Origin of the sequence: Streptomyces sp. NPDC052496, from assembly GCF_040679095.1 — a bacterium.
Lineage (GTDB): Bacteria > Actinomycetota > Actinomycetes > Streptomycetales > Streptomycetaceae > Streptomyces.
In genome coordinates this window covers 47,551-66,757 of record NZ_JBFAUH010000032.1, presented here as the reverse complement: position 1 = coordinate 66,757, position 19,207 = coordinate 47,551, and the positions used below count along the sequence as shown (strand labels likewise).

15 protein-coding genes are annotated in these 19,207 nt (G+C 73.8%); 11 read left to right on the top strand and 4 right to left on the bottom strand.

Annotation, left to right across the window (positions count from 1 at the left end):
* Positions 1-74 precede the first annotated feature (74 nt).
* From AB0L45_RS33410 to AB0L45_RS33365, 10 genes are all read left to right on the top strand, one after another.
* On the top strand, positions 75-1,358 hold the full coding sequence (locus tag AB0L45_RS33410) for a helix-turn-helix domain-containing protein (RefSeq protein WP_365846739.1): 1,284 nt from the start codon (positions 75-77) through the stop codon (positions 1,356-1,358).
* 267 nt (positions 1,359-1,625) lie between these two features.
* On the top strand, positions 1,626-2,387 hold the full coding sequence (locus AB0L45_RS33405) for a DeoR/GlpR family DNA-binding transcription regulator (protein ID WP_073762659.1): 762 nt from the start codon (positions 1,626-1,628) through the stop codon (positions 2,385-2,387).
* Between the two features lie 249 nt (positions 2,388-2,636).
* On the top strand, positions 2,637-3,953 hold the full coding sequence (locus AB0L45_RS33400; RefSeq protein WP_365846786.1) for a sugar ABC transporter substrate-binding protein: 1,317 nt from the start codon (positions 2,637-2,639) through the stop codon (positions 3,951-3,953).
* A gap of 115 nt (positions 3,954-4,068) precedes the next feature.
* Positions 4,069-4,929: a sugar ABC transporter permease gene (locus AB0L45_RS33395; protein ID WP_365846784.1), complete on the top strand. Its 861-nt coding sequence runs from the start codon at positions 4,069-4,071 to the stop codon at positions 4,927-4,929.
* Positions 4,926-5,792 (top strand): carbohydrate ABC transporter permease, encoded by an 867-nt coding sequence (locus tag AB0L45_RS33390; protein WP_365846737.1) that lies wholly within the window; start codon positions 4,926-4,928, stop codon positions 5,790-5,792. The genes AB0L45_RS33395 and AB0L45_RS33390 overlap by 4 nt, the downstream gene beginning before the upstream one ends.
* Positions 5,789-6,781 carry a zinc-dependent alcohol dehydrogenase family protein gene (locus AB0L45_RS33385; RefSeq protein WP_365846735.1) on the top strand — a complete coding sequence of 331 codons (993 nt, stop codon included), beginning with the start codon at positions 5,789-5,791 and terminating at the stop codon, positions 6,779-6,781. The genes AB0L45_RS33390 and AB0L45_RS33385 overlap by 4 nt, the downstream gene beginning before the upstream one ends.
* Before the next feature lie 573 nt (positions 6,782-7,354).
* Entirely contained in the window at positions 7,355-8,302 is a 948-nt protein-coding gene (locus tag AB0L45_RS33380; protein ID WP_365846733.1) for a GNAT family N-acetyltransferase, read from the top strand.
* Complete coding sequence (locus AB0L45_RS33375) at positions 8,299-9,621, top strand: extracellular solute-binding protein (RefSeq protein ID WP_365846731.1); 1,323 nt, start codon at positions 8,299-8,301, stop codon at positions 9,619-9,621. Before AB0L45_RS33380 ends, AB0L45_RS33375 begins: the two co-directional genes overlap by 4 nt.
* Positions 9,622-9,683: 62 nt before the next feature.
* Positions 9,684-10,694 carry a sugar ABC transporter permease gene (locus AB0L45_RS33370; protein WP_365846729.1) on the top strand — a complete coding sequence of 337 codons (1,011 nt, stop codon included), beginning with the start codon at positions 9,684-9,686 and terminating at the stop codon, positions 10,692-10,694.
* A complete protein-coding gene (locus tag AB0L45_RS33365; RefSeq protein WP_365846727.1) occupies positions 10,691-11,563 on the top strand; it encodes a carbohydrate ABC transporter permease in 873 nt (290 codons plus the stop codon). The genes AB0L45_RS33370 and AB0L45_RS33365 overlap by 4 nt, the downstream gene beginning before the upstream one ends.
* Before the next feature lie 52 nt (positions 11,564-11,615).
* On the opposite strand, the gene AB0L45_RS33360 is transcribed toward AB0L45_RS33365, so the two are convergent.
* The 4 genes from AB0L45_RS33360 to AB0L45_RS33345 all read right to left on the bottom strand — a co-directional run bounded on the left by AB0L45_RS33360 (position 11,616) and on the right by AB0L45_RS33345 (position 18,638).
* The gene (locus AB0L45_RS33360) at positions 11,616-12,239 is read right to left on the bottom strand and encodes a ScbR family autoregulator-binding transcription factor (RefSeq protein WP_365846725.1); all 624 of its coding nucleotides are present in this window, start codon (positions 12,237-12,239) and stop codon (positions 11,616-11,618) included.
* 230 nt (positions 12,240-12,469) lie between these two features.
* The gene (locus tag AB0L45_RS33355) at positions 12,470-13,750 is read right to left on the bottom strand and encodes a hypothetical protein (protein WP_365846723.1); all 1,281 of its coding nucleotides are present in this window, start codon (positions 13,748-13,750) and stop codon (positions 12,470-12,472) included.
* Positions 13,747-14,817, bottom strand: coding sequence for a hypothetical protein (locus AB0L45_RS33350; protein WP_365846721.1), 1,071 nt, complete (start codon positions 14,815-14,817; stop codon positions 13,747-13,749). The genes AB0L45_RS33355 and AB0L45_RS33350 overlap by 4 nt, the downstream gene beginning before the upstream one ends.
* A 41-nt stretch (positions 14,818-14,858) precedes the next feature.
* Positions 14,859-18,638, bottom strand: coding sequence for a tetratricopeptide repeat protein (locus AB0L45_RS33345; RefSeq protein ID WP_365846719.1), 3,780 nt, complete (start codon positions 18,636-18,638; stop codon positions 14,859-14,861).
* Between the two features lie 167 nt (positions 18,639-18,805).
* Between AB0L45_RS33345 and AB0L45_RS33340 the strand changes: the two genes are divergently transcribed.
* Positions 18,806-19,150 (top strand): trypco2 family protein, encoded by a 345-nt coding sequence (locus AB0L45_RS33340; RefSeq protein ID WP_365846782.1) that lies wholly within the window; start codon positions 18,806-18,808, stop codon positions 19,148-19,150.
* Positions 19,151-19,207 lie beyond the last annotated feature (57 nt).

The following is a 19,207-nucleotide window of genomic DNA, read 5'->3' as shown; positions in this document are numbered from 1 at the left end:
GGACAGCGGCCGGGTGCGGGCGGCACGATGGAGGCCCGTGCATCGCGCGGGGCTCGTCGGGGAGCGAGGCTGTCATGGCGTACCGGCTGGTGGTGGCACGCGAGGCACGGAGCCGGCTGAACGGCCTGCGCCGCGACGACGTACGGGCGGCCCGGCTCGTCGGGGAGGCGGTGACCGCGCTGCTGGAGCAGGGCCTGCGGCTGGGGCCTCCCCTGCTGGTCCCGGTCGGCGCCGCCCTGCGGGCGGCAGAGCCGCGCGAGGCCCTGGACCACTGGTACCAGCGGCAGCTCACGCTGCTGCTCGAGGTGCGGCGGGCGGTGGCCGACGTGACGCTGGTGCGCCGGCGGCTCGACCAGGAGATCGGCGAGTTGGGGCGGCAGGCCCGGCGGCTGGCCGATCTGGGGGCGCGGGCCGCCGTCTCGGGCCGGGAGGGCCTCGCGCGGGAGGCGCAGGAGCGGTGGTCGGTGGTACGCCACCAGCAGGAGCTGCTCGGCGCGTCACGTGCCGAGGTCCGCGAGCGGGAGGCCGCGCTGGCCGGGATCGGCCGGCGGGTGCAGAACCACGTCGACGTCTTCCGGTCCCGCCGGATGGGTGTGGAGGCGGTCCAGCGGGCCGGCCAGGCCCAGCAGGGCGTGCACGCGGCGTGCGCCGAGGCGGACGGGCCGGCCGGTACGGACGCGGCCTCGTGCGCCGCCGCGGACAGCGCGGTGGTCACCGCCCGTGCCGCGGCGCACGCCATGGTCACGGAGGCCGGGCGGCTGGAGGGTGAGGTGCGGGAGGCGCTGGGCGGGCCGCCACCGGCGCTGGAACTGTACGAGCTGCGGCTCGGCGCGCTGACGGGCCGGGACGTGCGGGTCCTGTGCACCGTGGAGGCCGGGGGAGCCGGAGAGGCTGGGGAATCCGGGGAGGCCGTCGCGGCCGTGGTGCTGCTGGCCGTTGCCGTGGACCGGGACCAGTGGTGGGACTGGTACGCGTACGCCCTGCCGACGGCTCGTGCGCGCATGGCCCGGCGGGCGTTGCTGGGCCGGGCGCCCGGCGCGGAGGACGACACCTTTTTCGGCAGCCCTGCCTTCCTCCGCGACTGGTACCCCGGCGGAGACGAGGCGCGGCGCAGCGGTGCGGCCCTGCTCACGGCGCGGAACCAGGGGCAGCGGCTGGCGGCGGTGCGCCGTCGCCGGGGGCTGACGCGTGATCAGCTCGCCGTACGGATGGGCGTGCCGGCCGCCCGGGTGGCGGCGGTCGAGGAGGGCGAGCCGGGCGCCGTGGAGGTGCGTACCCTCGCGGCCTATGTCGCGGCCCTGGGCGGACGGCTGGAGGTCGTCGCGGATTTCGACACGGAGCGGCTGGTCCTGGGCTGACCGTCCGGGGAGCGGCGCGTCCGCGTACCGGGACCGGTGTCTCCGCGTACCGGAGAACGGGCCCGCCGGAGAGGCGAACGGGCAGCGCCGGGGCGCCGGAGCCCGCGACGGCGCGGTGCATGCGGGCAGAAACGGGCGGGTTTTCCGCCATGACGGGCAGCGGAACGCGCCCTTCTGCTTGCTATAAACCTGGTGCCGGGCAGAAACGGGCAGGACCATGACCGAACGGAACGCCGTGGAACCGAGGGAACCGAGCAGGAGTGCGCCGTGAGAGCCGAGGAACGCCAGCACCGCATCCTCGTGCTGGCCCGCCAGGCCGGCCGGGTGGACGTCACGGACGTCGCCGGGGAGTTCGGGGTGGCGCGCGAGACCGTACGGCGGGACCTGAGCGAACTGGAGCGGCGCGGCCTGGTCCGGCGCACCCACGGGGCCGCGTATCCGGTGGAGAGCGCCGGCTTCGAGACCACGCTGGCCCGGCGGGAGACCCAGCAGGTGGCGGAGAAGCGGCGGATCGCGGCGGCGGCCGTGCAGCTCGTCGGTGAGGCCGAGACGGTGTTCGTCGACGAGGGGTACACGCCGGAGCTGCTGGCGATGCTGCTGCCCACCGACCGGCCGCTGACCGTGGTGACCTCCTCGCTGCGGACCGCGTCGCTGGTCTCCGCGTCCGACACCACCACCGTGCTGCTACTCGGCGGGCGGGTGCGGTCCGGTACGCAGGCGGCGGTGGGCTCCTGGGCCCGGGACATGCTCGCCGGGTTCGTCATCGACCTGGCGTTCCTCGGGGCGAACGGGGTGTCACGGGAACACGGCCTGACCACTCCGGACCCGGCCGTCGCCGATGTGAAGGCGCAGGCGGTGCGGTCGTCGCGGCGGCGGGTGCTGATCGGGGTGCACAGCAAGTTCGGGGCGAGCAGTTTCTGCCGGTTCGCCGCCGTACGGGACCTGGACACGATCGTCACCGACACCGGGCTCTCCGCCCCGGAGGCGCACCGGTACACCCTGCTGGGCCCGCAGGTACTGCGGGTCTGACGCCACAGCGCGCACCGCGCGCGGGGAGCGCACACGTCCGGTGCGGACGTGCGGTCCGCCGTGCCCGCTGCCCGTACCACCACGCGGTCCAGGCCGCACCGGCCGGTGTGTGTTCCCGGCATGTCCCCACAGTTCCCAGCAGAGAGGTGTCGAGCCGTGCGAGCACGATCTCCCGGGAGGACCGCCGCCCCGCGGCGCTCCGTCCCGCCCACCGGACGGCGGGGCCCGCTCGGCCTGGCGGCCGTCGTGGTGGCCGTCTCCCTGGCTCTCGGAGGCTGCTACCGGGGCGCCGGTGCCCTCGGCAACGAGGGCCGGGACACGATCAACGTCCTGATGGTCAACAACCCGCAGATGGCGGACCTGCAACGGCTGACCGCCGAGCACTTCACCGCGCGCACCGGCATCAAGGTCAACTACACCGTGCTGCCCGAGGACGACCTGCGCGACAAGATGAGCCAGGACTTCTCCAGCCAGGCCGGCCAGTACGACGTGGCCAGCCTCAGCAACTACGAGACGCCCATCTACGCTCGCAACGGCTGGCTGACCCCGCTCGGCGACCGGGCCGCACGCGACACCGGCTTCGACCAGGCGGACCTGCTCGCCCCCGTACGGAAGTCGCTGACCGCCGCCGACGGGAAGGTCTACGCCCAGCCGTTCTACGGGGAGTCGTCGTTCCTGATGTACCGCAAGGACGTGCTGCGGGACCTGGGGCTGACGATGCCCGCGAAGCCGACCTGGAAGCAGGTCGCGGCGCTCGCGGCGCAGCTCGACGGCGCGCGTCCGGGCATGAAGGGCATCTGTCTGCGCGGCCAGCCCGGCTGGGGGCAGCTCGCGGCGCCGCTGACCTCGGTGGTCAACACCTTCGGCGGCACCTGGTTCACCAAGGACTGGCAGGCCCGGGTGGACAGCCCGGAGTTCACCGCCGCCACCCGCTTCTACGTCGGCCTGCTGCGTACGCACGGACAGGCGGGCGCCCCGCAGGCCGGGTACACCGAGTGCCTGAACGACATGCAGCAGGGCAAGGTCGCCATGTGGTACGACGCGACCGCCGGCGCCGGTTCGCTGGAGAGTGGCGACTCCAAGGTCGCCGGGAAGGTCGGGTACGCGCCGGCGCCGGTCGAACGGACGGAGAGTTCGGGCTGGCTCTACACCTGGGCGTGGGGCGTGCAGAAGGCCAGTACCCACCAGGACGCGGCCTGGAAGTTCATCTCGTGGGCCTCCGGCAAGGACTACGAGCGGCTGGTGGGCGAGCGGCTGGGCTGGTCGAAGGTACCGGCCGGGAAGCGCGCCTCCACCTACCGCGACCCCGATTATCTGCGGTCCTCCGGAGCGTTCGCCGCGGCGACGAAGGACGCGATCGCCTCGGCCCGTCCCGACGACCCGGGGGTGCAGCCGCGGCCCGCGCCCGGCATCCAGTTCGTCGGCATCCCCGAGTTCTCCGACCTGGGCACCAAGGTCTCGCACGAGGTCAGCTCGGCGATCGCGGGGCGGCAGAGCGTCTCCGAGGCGCTCGACAAGAGCCAGCGGCTGGCGGAGGAGGTGGCCCGTGCCTACGCAGAGCGTTGAGATCCGTGAAGAGCCGGGCGGACGCGGCGGCACACGCCGGCCCGAGAGTGCCGCGCGGCCGCGCGGGGGTGTCCGTACGGCCCGGCGTGCAGCGGGCTGGGCCCGGCGCGCCCCGCTGCTGCCCGCCCTGGTCTTCCTGGTGGTGGTGACCCAGCTGCCCTTCGTCGCCACCGTCGTCATCTCCTTCACCCGGTGGAACGCGCTGGCACCCGACAACCGCGGATTCGCCGCCCTCGACAACTACAAGGCCGTCTTCACCGACCCGGCGATGCGTTCGGCCATCTGGACCACGGTCCTGCTGACCGTGACCGTCGTCCTGGTCAGCCTGGTGCTGGGCCTGGGCCTCGCGTTGCTGCTGGACCGCACGTTCTGGGGGCGCGGCGTCGTCCGTACGATGCTGATCACCCCGTTCCTGGTGGTGCCGGTGGCCGCCGCGCTGCTGTGGAAGCACGCGCTGTACAACGCTTCGTACGGGCTGATCAACGGCACGCTGACGTGGATATGGGCGCTGTTCGGCAGCGCGGACCCGCCGCAGCCGGACTGGATGACGGCCTCGCCGCTGGCGGCGGTCGAGGTGGCGCTGATCTGGCAGTGGACACCGTTCATGATGCTGATCCTGCTGGCCGGGCTGCAGAGCAGGCCCGCCGACGCGGTCGAGGCGGCCCGGGTCGACGGCGCCTCCGCCTTCGACGTGTTCCGCTACCTCACCCTCCCCCACCTGCGCCGCTACCTGGAGCTGGCCGCGCTGCTCGGCACCGTTTACGTGGTGCAGAACTTCGACGCGGTGTTCACCATCACCTCGGGCGGCCTGGGCACGGCCAACCTCCCGTACACCCTCTACCAGACCTTCTACCAGGCCCATGACTACGGGCGGGCCTCCGCGCAAGGCGTCGTGGTCGTCGTCTGCTCCCTGCTGGTGGCGACCTTCGCGCTGCGCACCGTCTCGTCCCTGCTCCGTGAGGAGGTCACCCGATGAGCGCGAGCACGGTACGGGCCGCCGCGCCCGCCGTACGGCGCCGGCGGCGCACCGGGAGCCTGCTGGGCCTGGCCGCCTGGCTCTGCGGCATCGCCTTCTTCCTGCCGGTGGCGTGGATGGTGCTCACCTCCTTGCACAGCGAGGCGGACGCGGCCACCAACCCGCCGGGCGTCGGTGCCGGGCTGACGCTGGACGGCTACCGCGCGTTCTTCGGCGCGGGCACCGGCGTCAGCCCCTGGCCGCCGCTGATCAACTCGCTGACGGCCTCGGTGGCGTCCACCCTGCTGGTGCTGGTGCTCGCCGTCCCGGCGGCGTACGCGCTGTCCATCAAGCCGGTGCGCAAGTGGAGCGACGTGCTCTTCTTCTTCCTGTCCACCAAGATGCTGCCGCTGGTGGCCGGGCTGCTGCCGGTCTACCTGATCGCCCAGAACACCCGGATGCTGGACAGCATCTGGCTGCTCGTCATCCTCTACACCTCGATGAACCTGCCGATCGCGGTGTGGATGATGCGGTCCTTCCTGGCCGAGGTGCCGGTGGAGATGCTGGAGGCGGCCTCCATCGACGGCGCCGGGCTGCCGACGACGCTGGTACGCATCGTCGCGCCGGTCGCGCTGCCCGGCATCGCGGCCACCGCGCTGATCTCGTTCATCTTCAGCTGGAACGAGCTGCTGTTCGCCCGGGTGCTCACCGGCATCGTCGCCGGCACCTCACCGGTCTTCCTGACCGGGTTCGTGACCAGCCAGGGCCTGTTCCTGGCGAAGGTGTGCGCCGCCGCCACCGTCATCTCCCTGCCGGTGCTCGCCGCCGGGTTCGCCGCCCAGGACAAGCTCGTCCAGGGCCTCTCCCTAGGAGCCGTGAAATGAAGGCCGCCGTCATCAGCGCCCCGGGCCGGGTCGAGATCACCACCGTCGACGATCCGGCGCCCGGGCCCGGGGAGGTCGTCGTCTCCGTCGCGGGCTGCGGGCTGTGCGGCACCGATCTGCACATCCTCCAGGGCGAGTTCGCGCCCACGCTGCCCGTCGTGCCCGGGCACGAGTTCGCCGGTACGGTCGTCGCCACCGGCGCCGGGGTCACCGGACTGGCGGAGGGCGACCGGGTGGCCGTCGACCCGTCCCTGTACTGCTACGCGTGCCACTACTGCCGCATCGGCCGCAACAACCTGTGCGAACGGTGGGCCGCCATCGGGGTGACCACGGCGGGCGGCGCCGCCGAGTTCGCCGTCGCGCCGGCCGCGAACTGCGTCAAGCTGCCCGAGCACGTACGGACCGAGGACGCGGCGCTCATCGAGCCGCTCTCCTGCGCCGTACGGGGCTACGACATCCTGCGCTCCCAGCAGCTCGGCACCCATGTGCTGATCTACGGCTCCGGGACGATGGGCCTGATGATGCTGGAGCTGGCCAAGCGCACCGGGGCGGCGGGCGTCGACATGATCGACGTCAATCCGCAGCGGCTGGCCACCGCGCGGCAGCTCGGCTGCGGGAACGCGGCGGCCTCCGCCGACGAGCTGGACCGGCCGCGCGGCTGGGACGTGGTCATCGACGCCACCGGCAACGAGCGGGCCATCCAGGACGCGCTGGGCCGGGTCGGCAAGGGCGGGACGTTCCTCCAGTTCGGCGTCTCCGACTACGCGGCGCGCGCCGTGATCGAGCCGTACCGGATCTACAACCAGGAGATCACCATCACCGGTTCCATGGCGGTCCTGCACAGCTACGAACGGGCCGCCGAACTCTTCGCCGCGGGCGTCCTGGACCCGGAGGTCTTCATCAGCGACCGGCTGCCCCTGGACCGGTACCTGGAGGCGATGGACCGCTTCAAGGCGGGGCAGGGGCGGAAGATCCAGGTCACGCCCTGAGCGACGGCCGTTGTCAGACCCCTGCGGCATGATGCGGTGGTGGGCCCGGGACGTCATCGGGACGGTCCGGGCCGCTGCGCTCATGGGGGGAGAGCATGGCGGGCAAGAAGCGTTTCGTCCTGGTCCCGGGAGCCGGGGGCGTGCCCTGGCACTGGCACCTGGTGGAGCGGGAGGTGCGGCTGAGCGGAGGGTGAGCGGGCCCGATCGGGGGATTGACGGCGGCCGTTCGCCGTCGGCGCGCACGTCCTGAAGGCGGTGGTGCCCAAGGTGTTGGAGCCTGTACGGAAGGCGGGGACCATGGCCCTGCCGGCTCGTACGGGACGTGGACGAGAGGACGCCGATGGACGACGCGGGCACGAGCGCGGGGCGGGTGCGGTGACCGGGCCGGTGACGGGCGTCGCGGGTCGGCGGGAGGGGTCGGACGGACGGGACGGACGGGACGGACGGGAGGCCGCGGAGGGGGCCGGCGGTACGCCCGTAACCGGTACGCCCGCGCCCGGCACGTCTGCGGCCGACAGGCCCGCACCCGGCACGTCCGTACCCAACGCGTCCGCACCCGGCGTCCCCGTCCGCGTGCGGGACTTCGCCGCCGGGGACGGCGCCTCGCTCGTCGCGGCGTGGGCGCGCAGTGCTCCGTACGACCCGGTGACTCCCGAGCGCTTCCGCCGCTGTGTCCTGCTCGACCCGAACTTCGATCCGGCGGGCCTGCGGGTGGCCGTGCGGGACGGGGAGGTGGTCGGGGCCGCGTACGGGGTGCGCCGGACCGTCGCGGTGGCCGGGGAGGACCTGGAGCCGGAGCAGGGGTGGGTGCCGTTCTTCTTCGTGGACCCGGCTGTCCGCCGCGGCGGGCTGGGGCGCCGGCTGCTCACCGGGGTGCTCGACTGGCTCGCCGGGCACGGCCGCACCCGCGTCGACTTCGCCGCGTACACCCCGCACTACTTCCTGCCCGGCCTGGACCGGGACGCCTACCCGGAGGCCGCGCGGCTGCTGACGGCGCTGGGCTTCCGGCCCCGGCTCGAAGCGGTCGCGATGGACCGCGCCCTGGTCGGCTACCGGGTGCCCGACGCGGTGCGCGAGCGGGCCGCCGCGCTGGCCGCCGGGGGCTACCGTTTCGGCACGCCGCGCGACGACGACCTGGTGGGGCTGTTGCGGCTGGCCGGACAGGAGTTCGGTCCGGACTGGCCCTACGCCATCCGGCGCGCCCTGGACCGCGGCGCGCCCATGGACCGCATCGTGACGGCCCACGACCCCTCGGGCCAGGTCGTGGGCTGGGCGATGCACGGGGCGTACGAGGGGCCGGCCGAGCGGTTCGGGCCGTTCGGGGTGCGGGCGGACCAGCGCGGCACCGGGCTGGGCACGGTGCTGCTGCACCTGACGCTGGAGCGGATACGGGCGGCGGGCGCGCACGGGGCGTGGTTCCTGTGGACGGGCGAGCGGAGCCCGGCCGGGCGGCTGTACCGGTCGGCGGGGTTCGTCACGACCCGTACGTTCCAGGTCCTACGGCGGGAGGTACGGCCATGAGGCGGCGCCGGGTGCTGGCGGGACTGGCCGGAGCGGCGGTGACGGCGGCGGGCTGCGGCGCCCCCGGCCGGAGCGGGAGCGGCCGCCCCGGCGACCCGGTCGTGCTGACGCTGCTGTCGCACTATGCGACCGAGCCCCTGAAGTCGGCGCTGCAACGGGCGGTGGACACCTGGAACGCCGGACACGACCGGGTGCACGTACGGACGACGGCGGTCCGCTTCCAGGACCTGCTGACCACCCTGATGGTCCGGCAGGCCGCCGGGCAGGGCGCGGACATCATCCACCCGTACAGCCTGTGGGCCGGGCAGCTGGCGCAGGCCGGGGTGGTGCGCCCGGCCCCGCCCGAGGACGCCGAACGGATCACCCGCGGCTTCGCCCGCGCCGCGGTCCGGGCGGCCTCGGTGCGCGGCCGGGTCATCGGCTATCCCACGGAGGTGCAGCCCTACGCGCTGTACTGCAACCAGCGGCTGCTGCGGGCGGCCGGGCTGGCCGGGCCGCCGCGCACCTGGCGGGAGCTGGAGGAGGCCGCGTACCGGACCGCGCGGCGCGACCGGCACGGCAACACGCTGGTGCAGGGCTTCGGGCTGTCGCGGACCGACGACGCGACCGTGGTGAACCAGACCCTGGCGCTGCTCGCCTCGCGTGGCGGATCGTTCCTTCACGCGGACGGCTCGCGCAGCGCCCTCGGCTCCCCCGCCGGCCGGGCCGTCTTCGCGCTGGAACGGCGGCTGATCGACCGGGGCGCGAGCGACCCCGGCGTCGACCTGATGAAAGCCTTCCCCGCGGGCCGGGTGGCGCTGGCGGTCAGCGGTGCCTGGTGGACCGGCAGCCTGCGGCAGACGATGGGCCGGGACTACCGCGATGTCGCGGTGGCGCCGGTGCCGGGGCCCGCGCCCGGCAACCGGGGCACGGTCACCACCGGCTTCCTGCTCGGCGTCAACGCCCAGAGCCGGCATCCGCGCGAGGCGTGGGAGTTCCTGCGCTGGCTGAACGACGAGCTGGTGCCGGCCGGGCCGCGGGCGGGCCGGGGCGCCGCGGTGCGCGCCACCCGGATGAGTGTCCTGCAGATGTCGGTCGGCACCATGACCGGCCGTCCCCGCGACATGCGGGGCCTGCTGGCCGCCGGTGGCGGCGATCCGAACCTGGGCCCGTTCGTCGACGCGCTGGACTACGCCACGCCGGAGCCGAACGGGCCGCGCGCGCAGAAGGCCAAGGCGCTGCTGCGCAAGAACATCGAGGAGCTGTGGACCGGCGGCCGCACACCGGACGACGCGGTACGCAACGCCGTACGCCAGGTCGACCAGGAACTCGCCCGCTGACCGCTCCCCCCGCCCCGCGGCCCCGCATCCGCCGGTCCGCCCGTCCGAAAGGCTGGTGCTGCATGGCGACGACGGTCGGAAGCACGGACGGGGACGGCGGGAGAGGCGGCGCGGACACCGGGAGCCGCGGCTACGAGGACGGCGGGCGGGGCGTACGTACGGCCGGGAGCCGCGCCCGCTCCGCCGTCCACCGGCGCCGCCGCCGGCAGACCGTCGTCGGCTACCTCTTCCTCGCCCCCAGCCTGCTCTTCTTCGCGGTCTTCCTCGTCCTGCCGCTGCTGTTCGCGGTGCTGCTGTCGCTGTCGCACTGGGCGGGCTTCGACCTCGCCGACCTACGGCCGGTGGGCACGGACAACTTCGCCGCCCTCTTCGCCCGCGGCTCGTCCTTCCTGACGCCGGTCCTGAGCAACACGCTGCTGTACGCGCTGGGCACCGTGGTGCTGGCGCTGGGCGGTGCCGTGCTGGTCGCGCACTGCATCACCAACCTGCGCTTCCAGGGGCTGTGGCGGACGCTGTACTTCCTGCCGATCGTCACGACCGTGGTCGCGGTCGGCAATGTGTGGAAGTACATGTACGAGCCGGGCGGCCTGGTCAACGGGGTGCTCAACGCGCTCGGCCTGCGCTCCGTGGCCTTCCTCCAGGACCCGGCGACGGCGCTGCCGTCGATCGTGGTGGTCCAGGCGTGGGCCTCGCTCGGCTCCGCGATCCTCGTCCTGACCGCGGGGCTGAAGGCGATCCCGCACTCCTATTACGAGGCGGCGGAGCTGGACGGGGCCGGGCAGTTCACCGTCTTCACCCGCATCACGTTGCCGCTGCTGCGGCCGTCGCTGCTGTTCGTGTGCGTGACCCAGTTCATCACCGGGCTCCAGTCGTTCGCGCTGATCATCGTGATGACCGGCGACGGCGGTCCGGGCGACGCGACCGCCGTGGCCGCCCTGGAGATGTACCAGCGGGCGTTCACCTACGGGGACTGGGGGGCGGCGAGCGCCGCGGCCCTGGTGCTGTTCGTGCTGATCCTGCTGATCACTCTGGTGCAGCTGTGGCTGTTCCGGCGGAAGGGAGCGGACGGGTGAGACGGCGCAGGCGTTTCCCGTGGCTGTCGTACCTGCTGGTGGGGGTGGGCGCGGTGGTGACGGTCGTACCGTTCCTCGACATGCTGCTGACCTCGTTCAAGGGGCCCGGTGAATACGGCAGGCTGCCGTACCGCTTCCTTCCGGAGGCCTTCGAGCTGTCCAACTACCGGGAGGCGTTCGTCCGGCTGGACCTGCCGCTGCTGTTCCGCAACAGCGTGGTCGCCACCGCCGTGATCACCGGCTCGGTGCTGCTGACGTCCTCACTGGCGGGCTACGCCCTGGCCAAGCTGCGCTTCCCCGGCCGCGACCTGATCTTCCGGCTGGTGCTCGCGACGATGATGTTCCCGCCGTTCGTCTTCTTCATCCCGCACTTCCTGATCCTGGTGCACTGGCCGCTGGCGGGCGGCAACGGCCTGCTCGGCGACGGCGGCGCGGGGCTGACGGTCAGCCTCGCCGCGCTGGTCATGCCATTCCTGGTGTCCGGGTTCGGGATCTTCCTGATGCGGCAGTTCATCGTGTCCGTGCCGGACGAGATGCTGGAGGCGGCCCGGATCGACGGCGCCGGGGAGTTCACGGTGTGGTGGCGCATCGTGGTACCGCAGACCAGGCCGGTGGCCGTGACCCTGGCGCTGCTCACCTTCGTGGGCGCCTGGAACGAGTACATCTGGGCCCTGCTGGTGTCGACCGCGAATCCGCGGCTGATGACGCTGCCGGTGGGCATCCAGACCTTGCAGAGCTACCTGGACCCCAACAGCATGGTGCCCGTGATGATGGCCGGGCTCATGCTGAGCGTGCTGCCGGTGCTGCTGCTGTTCCTGCTGCTCCAGAAGTACTACATCAGGGGCGTGATGCTCAGCGGCCTCACATGAGGGACGGCCGGGACGGGCTCGGCGGTGCGGGGACGGCCGGAGGGGCCCGCGGTCAGGCGACCGGGTCGTCCTGGTACGTGAAGGTGAGCAGCGGCCTGATGCCGGGCGCGGCGATCCCCGGCAGCAGGTACCGCCACAGGGTGATGATCCGCCGGTGCAGGTCGGCCCGGCCGGTCGAGATCTGCGACAGCAGCTGGGTACCGGAGTAGGAGCTGACCAGCATCCAGGCCAGGTCGTCCACGTCCACGTCCGCCAGCAGCTCGCCCCTGTCCCGGGCGGCGCGCAGCTGTCCGGCGAACTCCTGCACCCAGTACTGGTACGGGGCGTCGTCCTGGACGCCGAACTCGCCCTGCTCGATCGCCAGCCGTACTCCGGCCCGCAGCGCCGGGTTGGTCTGGAGCTGCCCGGCGAGGTACAGCGTGATGTCGATCAGCCGCTGGAGGCCGTCCTCACCGGGCGGCATCTCCAGCCCCTCGCCCTGTTCGATCATCACGGCGTGCGCCAGGGCTTCCTTGGACGGGAAGTGGAAGTACATCCCGCCCTGGGTGACCCCCGCCCGCTTCATGATCTTGCTGACACTCGCGCCGCTGAATCCGAACTCGTCGAACACCTCGGAAGCCGCCCGGAGAATAGCTTCCCGGGTCTTGACCGCCCGCTCCTGCACTGACCGCACCATTTCCCTCGGCAAACACGTGAATGGTACGAAGAAAACGCGAGCCCTGCCGCATCGGTACCGGCCCCACCGGTGATGTGGATCACTACGGGGGATCTCGTTCGGCCGTGTCCCCGGCCCGGCGTCCGCTGTGCGCGCCGGCCGGAACCGCCGGTACCGGGGTCCAACTGCGCAGGACGCGCAGACGGGCACCGCGCGGCGCCGCCGGCCGCCGTCAACCGCCGTCCCCGCCGTCAGTCACGGGGATCGCCGCACAGGTGGTCCAGCGCGAAAGCCCCGGCCCGGTCCTGCGTCCGCCGCTCGGCCTCCAGCTGCGTCAGCAGGGTTTCGAGGAGCCGGGCGTCCTGCGGGTTCTGCAAGAACTCCAGTACGGCCCGCTGGAACGCTCCGCGCAGGGTCGACGGCATGGCGTCGGACGCGTCGAAACAGATCTTGTCCGCCGACCGGAAGAGCTTCTGTACCGCGGCGGTGCTCGCCGAGAGCCGGCCCCGGCCCGTACTCCCGCCGGGGAAGAAGGGCCGCGCCCCCGGGGCCGCCTTCGCGGCCCACACGTCGCGGGCCGGGCGCGAGGTCAGTTCGCGCAGCAGGTCCCAGGCGGCGTCGCTCGGGCGGAAGACGGCCGCCATGTCGCCGGAGACCTCGAACGCCTTGAGGTCGGCCGGCAGCCCGGGGACGAACGTGCGGGTGGGCGCCGGCAGCACGTCGTCGCCGTAGTGCCGGCGGATGAAGGAGCCCTGGTGCTCCAGGGTGCACCGGCCGGTGTTCAGCAGGCCGTACCGGCCGCCGCCCAGGCTCTCGAACTGGGTGGATATCGCCTTCTCCGGCGCTTTGGGCCCCTCCTTGGCGAGCACGTCGCGCCACGCCTGCCAGGACCGCCGCACCTCCTCGCTGGTCCACGGCAGGCCGCCGGTGGCCCAGTCCTCGTACACGGCCGGGCCGAACTTCTGCAGCAGCAGGTCCTCGATCCAGTCCGTGCCCGGCCAGCCGGACGTGGGGCCGGACGCCATGCCCAGGCACCAGCGGGGGTGCCCGGCCGCCTTGCGGTCACCGGGGCGGCTCCAGACGATGCTCTTGAGGTCCACCCGGATCGGCACCCAGTACGCATGGCGCCGCAGCTCCCCCGTCGGCTCCTCCAGCGTGATCTGCTGCGACCACGGCCCCAGCGCCGAGCCCGCCACGTCCTCCTTCAGCGCCTTGGCGTCGCCGTCCCGCGCGTACTCGGCCAGCTCGCCCAGACCGTTGAGGACCGCCACGTCGGGTGGTGTCTTGGTGCGCAGCTGGGCCGTCAGGGTCTCCCGCAGGGAGCGGGTGCCCTCGTACTCGTACGACCGCCCCGTCCGTCTGCCGATGTCCTTGAGCATGTCGACGAACGGGGTCTCCTCCCCGTCCGTCCACGGGCCGAGGACCACCACCGTCCGGTCCTCCTGCGCGGAGCAGCCCAGCGGCGCCAGCGCGGTCGTCAGCAGCAGGCAGCAGGCCAGCGCGGGGCGCAGCAGCCGACGGGTGCCTCTCATGCCTTCCCCCAGTCGATCTTCCAGTGTTCCCGGCCGTACCGGCGAAGCGTGAAGCCGCACGCCACGGCGCCCGCCGCGCCGACGGCCAGGGCCAGCACGGAGGCCAGCTCCCAGCCGCCCGGGTGGGTGCCGCGCAGCTTCCCGGCGAGTGCGGCGTCCTCCCGTTCGATCGCGGTGTCGGGGCCGCGCGGTGTGCCGGCCCGCTCCGTGCCGTCGCCGGCCGGGCGGGGCACGGTGATCTGCCCGAGCCGGTACGCGGCGCGCTCCACGTCGCGCTGGGCCCGCTGCTGCGCGCCGGCGCCGGACGACAGCACCGCGAGCACCAGCAGGACGGGCAGTACGTACAGCACCAGCAGCGGGCTGCGGATGCGCAGGCGGGCGCGTACGTAGTCGAGCAGGCCGACGAGGACGAAGGCGAGGAGGAGCGTGGCCGGCAGCGCGGCCGACGCCGAGACGGCGAGCATGGTGCGCCGGTCCGACAGTGCGGTCACGGCGGTGCGCAGGTCCTTCTCCAGGCCGGTGATGCGGTCGAGTACGGAGGTCGGGCCGGTGCGCAGCAGGTCCGTCGCGTAGTCCATGCCCGCCCTGCGCAGCGGCCGGCTGTCGTGGTGGCTGTCGGCCCAGCCGATCCAGCCGTCGTAGGCGGTCACCAGGCCGGACACCACACGGACCACCTGTTCCTGCGCCCGGCTCAGCGCGCGGGTCTGCACGACGTTGTTCAGGCTCTGCGCCGCCTCGGTCACCAGGGCCGGATACCGCTCGCCGAGTCCGACGAGGTCCGCCTGCCGCAGGGGCTCACGGCCGCCGGTGCCGAGCCGCTGCTCGGCCTCCTGCTGCGCGAGGATCAGCGACACCCGGGCGTGGGCGAGTTCGACCAGCGCGGGGGCGTAGCGGTCGCGCAGTTCCTCCGTACGGCCGTGGACGTCGAAGTACGCCGTCCCCGCGAGCGCGAGCACCGTGAACATGACGGCGGGCAGCAGCACCATCCGGCTGAACAGGAATTTCCCGGTGGGCTTCAGCGCGCCTGCCGCGTCGCGGCCGGCCGACCAGCGCCACAGCGCACGCACCGGCCGCCACCGGCCCCGCGGCGCCCCGGGCCGCTCCCGGTTCACCTCTCCCCCTCGGGGGCGATGTCCTCGTACGTCCGGAGGTCCCCGCCGTTCGCCTGGGCCCGCTTGCGGCGGCCCAGCCGGCGGGGGCGCTGGTCGCCGCGCTGGTGCCAGAAACCGAAGGGGCGGGTGTGGTAGGAGTTGTCGAGCAGCGCTTCGGCCAGGGCCCGGTCCCGGATCCGTTCGGCGGGCGGCATCTGGTCCAGGAGCCGCCGGTAGCAGGCGGCGAGCTCTTCGCGCAGGACGCGCTCCGTCGGCGGGGCGGGGATCTTCTCGGCCTGGAGGTCCGGATCCGCGCAGAAGGCGCGCAACGGGTCGGTGCCGGCGCCGGCGGGCGCGGCCGTCACGAGCAGGAGCAGCAGTTCCTGGAGGTCGGCGCGGAGCCGGTCCTGGGCGTGCCGGTCGGTCAGGCCCTCTTTCCGGGTGAGCCGGTGCAGCGCCACCCAGGCCTGCCGGGCCGCGGCCACGGTGGGCGCGCCGCCGCCGGCCGGCGGGGCCGCGAGGATGCGGACCATGGCCGTACGGGCGGCGGTGCGGTGCCGTGAGTCGGCGGGGACGGCTTCGAGGCAGTCGAGGGCGAGCTGGGGCTTGCCGGTGGCGAGGTGGATACGGGCCAGGCCGAAGGCGGCGCTGCCGAGGGCGTGGTTGCGGTGCCACACCGCTCCGTACAGGGCCATGGCCTCCTTCGGATCCCGCTCGGCCTCGTGGCAGTAACCGAGGGCCAGTTTCGGTGCGTACTCCCCCGGGATCGCCTCGTAGACCAGGTCGAAGCAGGCCCGCGCGGCGGCCACCCGGCCGTGCACGAGGTGCAGCAGCCCTTCGTGCCAGTGCAGCCGCCAGTCGACGTCGGCGAGCTCGCCGACGGCCGTACGGGCCCGGGCCAGCTCCGCCGCGGCGGCGGCCCGCTCCGCGACGGCCTCCTCCGGGTGGTCACGGGCGATCTCCAGGTGGAGCCGGCAGTGCAGCAGCGCCTTCTCCGGGGACTCCTTCCACGCGTCGCTGAGCTGGAGCAGGCCGACCGGGTCGTCGTAGGAGGTGCGGTGCAGCTCGGTCCAGTTGCCGTCGGCGACGCTCGGCCTGGGGACCGGCAGGCCGAGGGCGACCTCGGCGGCGGCCGGCGGCTCCGCGGTCAGCTTCCGCTTGACGTTGCCGCCGGTCCGCCACTGGCCGAGCGGCGGCGCCGTGCCCAGTTCGCCGTCGAGGGCCGCGGGCGCCGGGGCGAAGAGCGCCGAGAGTTCGAAGGGCGCCTCCTCGCCGAGCCGCAGCGAGCGCAGCTCCCGCAGGACGCCGCGGAGCTGGACGGACATCTCCCGGGCGGTGGCGAAGCGCTCTTCCGGCAGCTCGGCCGTGGCGCGGCTGAGCACCTTCAGCAGCGACCGGGTGCCGAGCCCGGGGGGCGCCTCGGGCACCCGGGCGACCAGTTCCTCCAGCACGGCGCCGGCCGCGTACAGGTCGGCCGCGACGGTCATGCCGGCGGCGCCGTGCACCTCGGGCGCCGGATACGTCACGGGGCCCGAGGTGCCGATCGGCCGGACGCCGGCCACGTCGACGAGCTTGATGCCGGCGCCGCAGTGGATCACGTTGGTGAGGGAGAGGTCGCCGTAGACCAGTCCGCACTCCTCGTGGAGGTAGGTGAGCGCGTCCAGGACGAGCAGCCCGTAGGCCGCGATGAATTCGTACACCCGGTGGTCGTGGAAGGGCGCGACGCGCTTCTCGATCTGTCCGGCGATCCAGCGCAGCGGCGCTCCGTCGGCGAACTCCATGACGATGAAGCTGAGCTTGTGCTCCGAAGCGCCCTCTTCCCTGGCGTAGTTGAAGACCTTGATGATCGACGGATGGTTGAGGCCGACCAGCCGCAGGCGCTCCTGCACGGCGTTCTGCACCGCCTGCGCGTCGTCGGGGTCGTGCACCCCTTTGAGGGCCACCGGCCGGCCGGCGAGCATCCGGTCGCGGGCGAGGTAGACCTGCCCGTAAGTGCCCTGGCCGAGGCGGCCGACGACCTCGTACTGCTGGTGCAGCAGCTGGCCGCGGACGAGGCCGGGCCGGCGTGCGGGCGGGGGCGGGCCGGGCGGCGGCTCCGGCCCGACCAGGGCCTCCGGGTCGCCGACGGTGACGTGCGGCAGGTCGGTCAGTCCGTCGCCCGGCGGGAGGACGACGTAGCCCCGCGGGGCACGGGGCCGGTCCAGGCGCTGCAGGGCCTCCTCGGCGTCGATGCCGATCCGGAACAGTTCGTACGCGGCGCTCGCGCTGTTGCGCAGGGTGCCGCCCTGGCGCAGCGCCGCCAGCCTGCCGGCCAGCCGGGGCTGGACCGGCTCGTAGCCGTCGCCGGCCGCCGTCCGCCCGGTCCGCGACCGCCGGTGCTGGTCCTCCAGGCCGGCCAGTACGGTCAGGCGCGCGGCGACGGCCTTCTCGCGGCGGTCCGCCCAGCCCTCGTCGAGGAGTTCGCCGACGACGCGGGCCAGCAGGGGCGAGCGCTGGTCACGGAAGACCAGCAGGAGCCGGCTGTGGCCGCGCGCCAGCAGCGCGTGCAGCAGCGACATGACCGGTCCGTCGGCCGACCGGACGCGGTCGAGGCTGAGCAGGGCGGCGGACAGCGGCGGGGCCTGCTCGGCGATCCGCGCGGTCATGGCGGCGACGGTGTCGGCCGGTGCCGTCGCCTCGGGCACGCCGGCCCGGGCCGCGGTACGGCGGACCAGCCGCTCGGCCGTCCAGCCCGTGGCTTCCAGGGCGAGGTCGATCGAGCCCGCCTGCGGTCCGGCCGTACGGCCACGCCGCAGCGACCACGGGCCGCGCTCACGGTCGGCCAGGACGAGCGCGGAATGCAGGACGGAGCGGGCCGCCGCGTCGTCGTCGGCGACGAAGGCCAGCTCGACGGGTTCCGCGACTCCCTCCGGGCGGCCGCGCCCCTGGCCGGGCCCGCCACGGCTGCCGTCCGGGCCCGGCGCCGTCCACCGCGCGCCGGTGTACCGGTCGCTGCCCGCGCCGGTCCGGCCGCCGGTGCCGGTGGCACGCCCCGCGCCGGTCCCCCGGCCCGTGCCCCTGACCGTGACTCTGCCGGTGACCGGGCCCGCGGCCGGGCCCCCGTCGCCGAGCCAGCGGGCGATCCAGCGGCGCAGCCCGAGCGCCCGGTCCGGGTCGGCCGCGCCGGGGACGATCCGGATGGAGCCCGAGACGGCGCGGGCTCCGGTGGCGCGCAGCTTGATCTTCTCGTCGGCCAGGCGCCCCAGGACCGTCTCGGCCGGGATCATGTACGCGTGGCTGGAGGGCACGGGGAACTGCGCCGTGCCGTACTGGTACACCAGGATGCCGATGACGCACCCCGTACGGTCGTGGACCACGCCGCTGCCGCTGAAGCCGTGCCGGACCACATAGGGCGCCGTCTCCGGATCGAGCTGCACCCACTCCGGGAAGCGGCCCGGTCCGCCGCGTCCCATGAGCCGGGCGGTGATGTGCTCGCCGCCCGGCAGGTCCTTCGGATAGCCGACGGTGTGCACCTGCTCACCCCGCGCCGGGATCTGCCGGTGCAGTACGGCGGGCTCCACCGGTGGCTGCTCGGCCAGCCGCAGCAGCGCGATGTCCGCGCTGAACTGGCCGGTGGGCGGCCAGAGATGAGGAGTGAGCACCTCGGCCGCCACCGGGCGCGGCACCGCGGGCAGGGCACCGGGAAACTCCGCGCACACGTCGGTCAGCGGCACCGGCCGGCCGCCGCCCGTGCCGGTCCGGCGGGCGGCCAGGACGACATGCGCGCAGGTGAGCACCAGGCCGTCGGGCAGCAGCACGCCCGCGCCGAGCGGTGGTGCGTCCCGGCGCTCCCCCTGGAACAGCCGAACCCGCCAACATCCGTCGCCTGAGTAGTAGTTGGAAGTTCCCCCGAGCTCCCTCATACTCCTGAACCATAGCCGCGGGCAGTGACAATCGCTCCCCGCTGTGTGACGAAAGGGCCGTGATGGGCACGAACGGCGGGCCGGACGGGCGGGGCGGCGGCGAGGGGGCGGAGACCGCCGGTCTGGCCGAGGTGATCGGCCGTATCCGCGAGGAGCTCGAAACGGCGCAGCGCGAGGGCGAGCGCAGCAGGCTCCGGTTCCTGGTGGACCGCGTCAACGTGGAGTTCGCCGTACAGGTCCGCCGTGAGGGCTCCGGCAGGGGCGGCCTGCGCATCGGTGTGGTCACCGCGGAGGCCGGCGGGGCGCTGTCCCGCGAGAGCACCCACCGCATCGAGATCGAACTGAAGCCGCACGACCGGGACGCCCCTCCCGAAGGACCTGGCATCAGCGTGGGCGGGCCTTCGTAGCCTCTCGGGAGCGCACGCGGCCCTCCGTCCGGGCCGTCACCGTACGCAGCGGTAGCA

What these genes read in the sequence shown, in the direction of transcription:
- AB0L45_RS33355 (WP_365846723.1), bottom strand. Translation starts at nt 13,750, where the DNA reads ATGAGAGGCACCCGTCGGCTGCTGCGCCCCGCGCTGGCCTGCTGCCTG.
- AB0L45_RS33410 (WP_365846739.1), top strand. Translation starts at nt 75, where the DNA reads ATGGCGTACCGGCTGGTGGTGGCACGCGAGGCACGGAGCCGGCTGAAC.
- AB0L45_RS33340 (WP_365846782.1), top strand. Translation starts at nt 18,806, where the DNA reads ATGGGCACGAACGGCGGGCCGGACGGGCGGGGCGGCGGCGAGGGGGCG.
- AB0L45_RS33375 (WP_365846731.1), top strand. Translation starts at nt 8,299, where the DNA reads ATGAGGCGGCGCCGGGTGCTGGCGGGACTGGCCGGAGCGGCGGTGACG.
- AB0L45_RS33390 (WP_365846737.1), top strand. Translation starts at nt 4,926, where the DNA reads ATGAGCGCGAGCACGGTACGGGCCGCCGCGCCCGCCGTACGGCGCCGG.
- AB0L45_RS33370 (WP_365846729.1), top strand. Translation starts at nt 9,684, where the DNA reads ATGGCGACGACGGTCGGAAGCACGGACGGGGACGGCGGGAGAGGCGGC.
- AB0L45_RS33360 (WP_365846725.1), bottom strand. Translation starts at nt 12,239, where the DNA reads ATGGTGCGGTCAGTGCAGGAGCGGGCGGTCAAGACCCGGGAAGCTATT.
- AB0L45_RS33385 (WP_365846735.1), top strand. Translation starts at nt 5,789, where the DNA reads ATGAAGGCCGCCGTCATCAGCGCCCCGGGCCGGGTCGAGATCACCACC.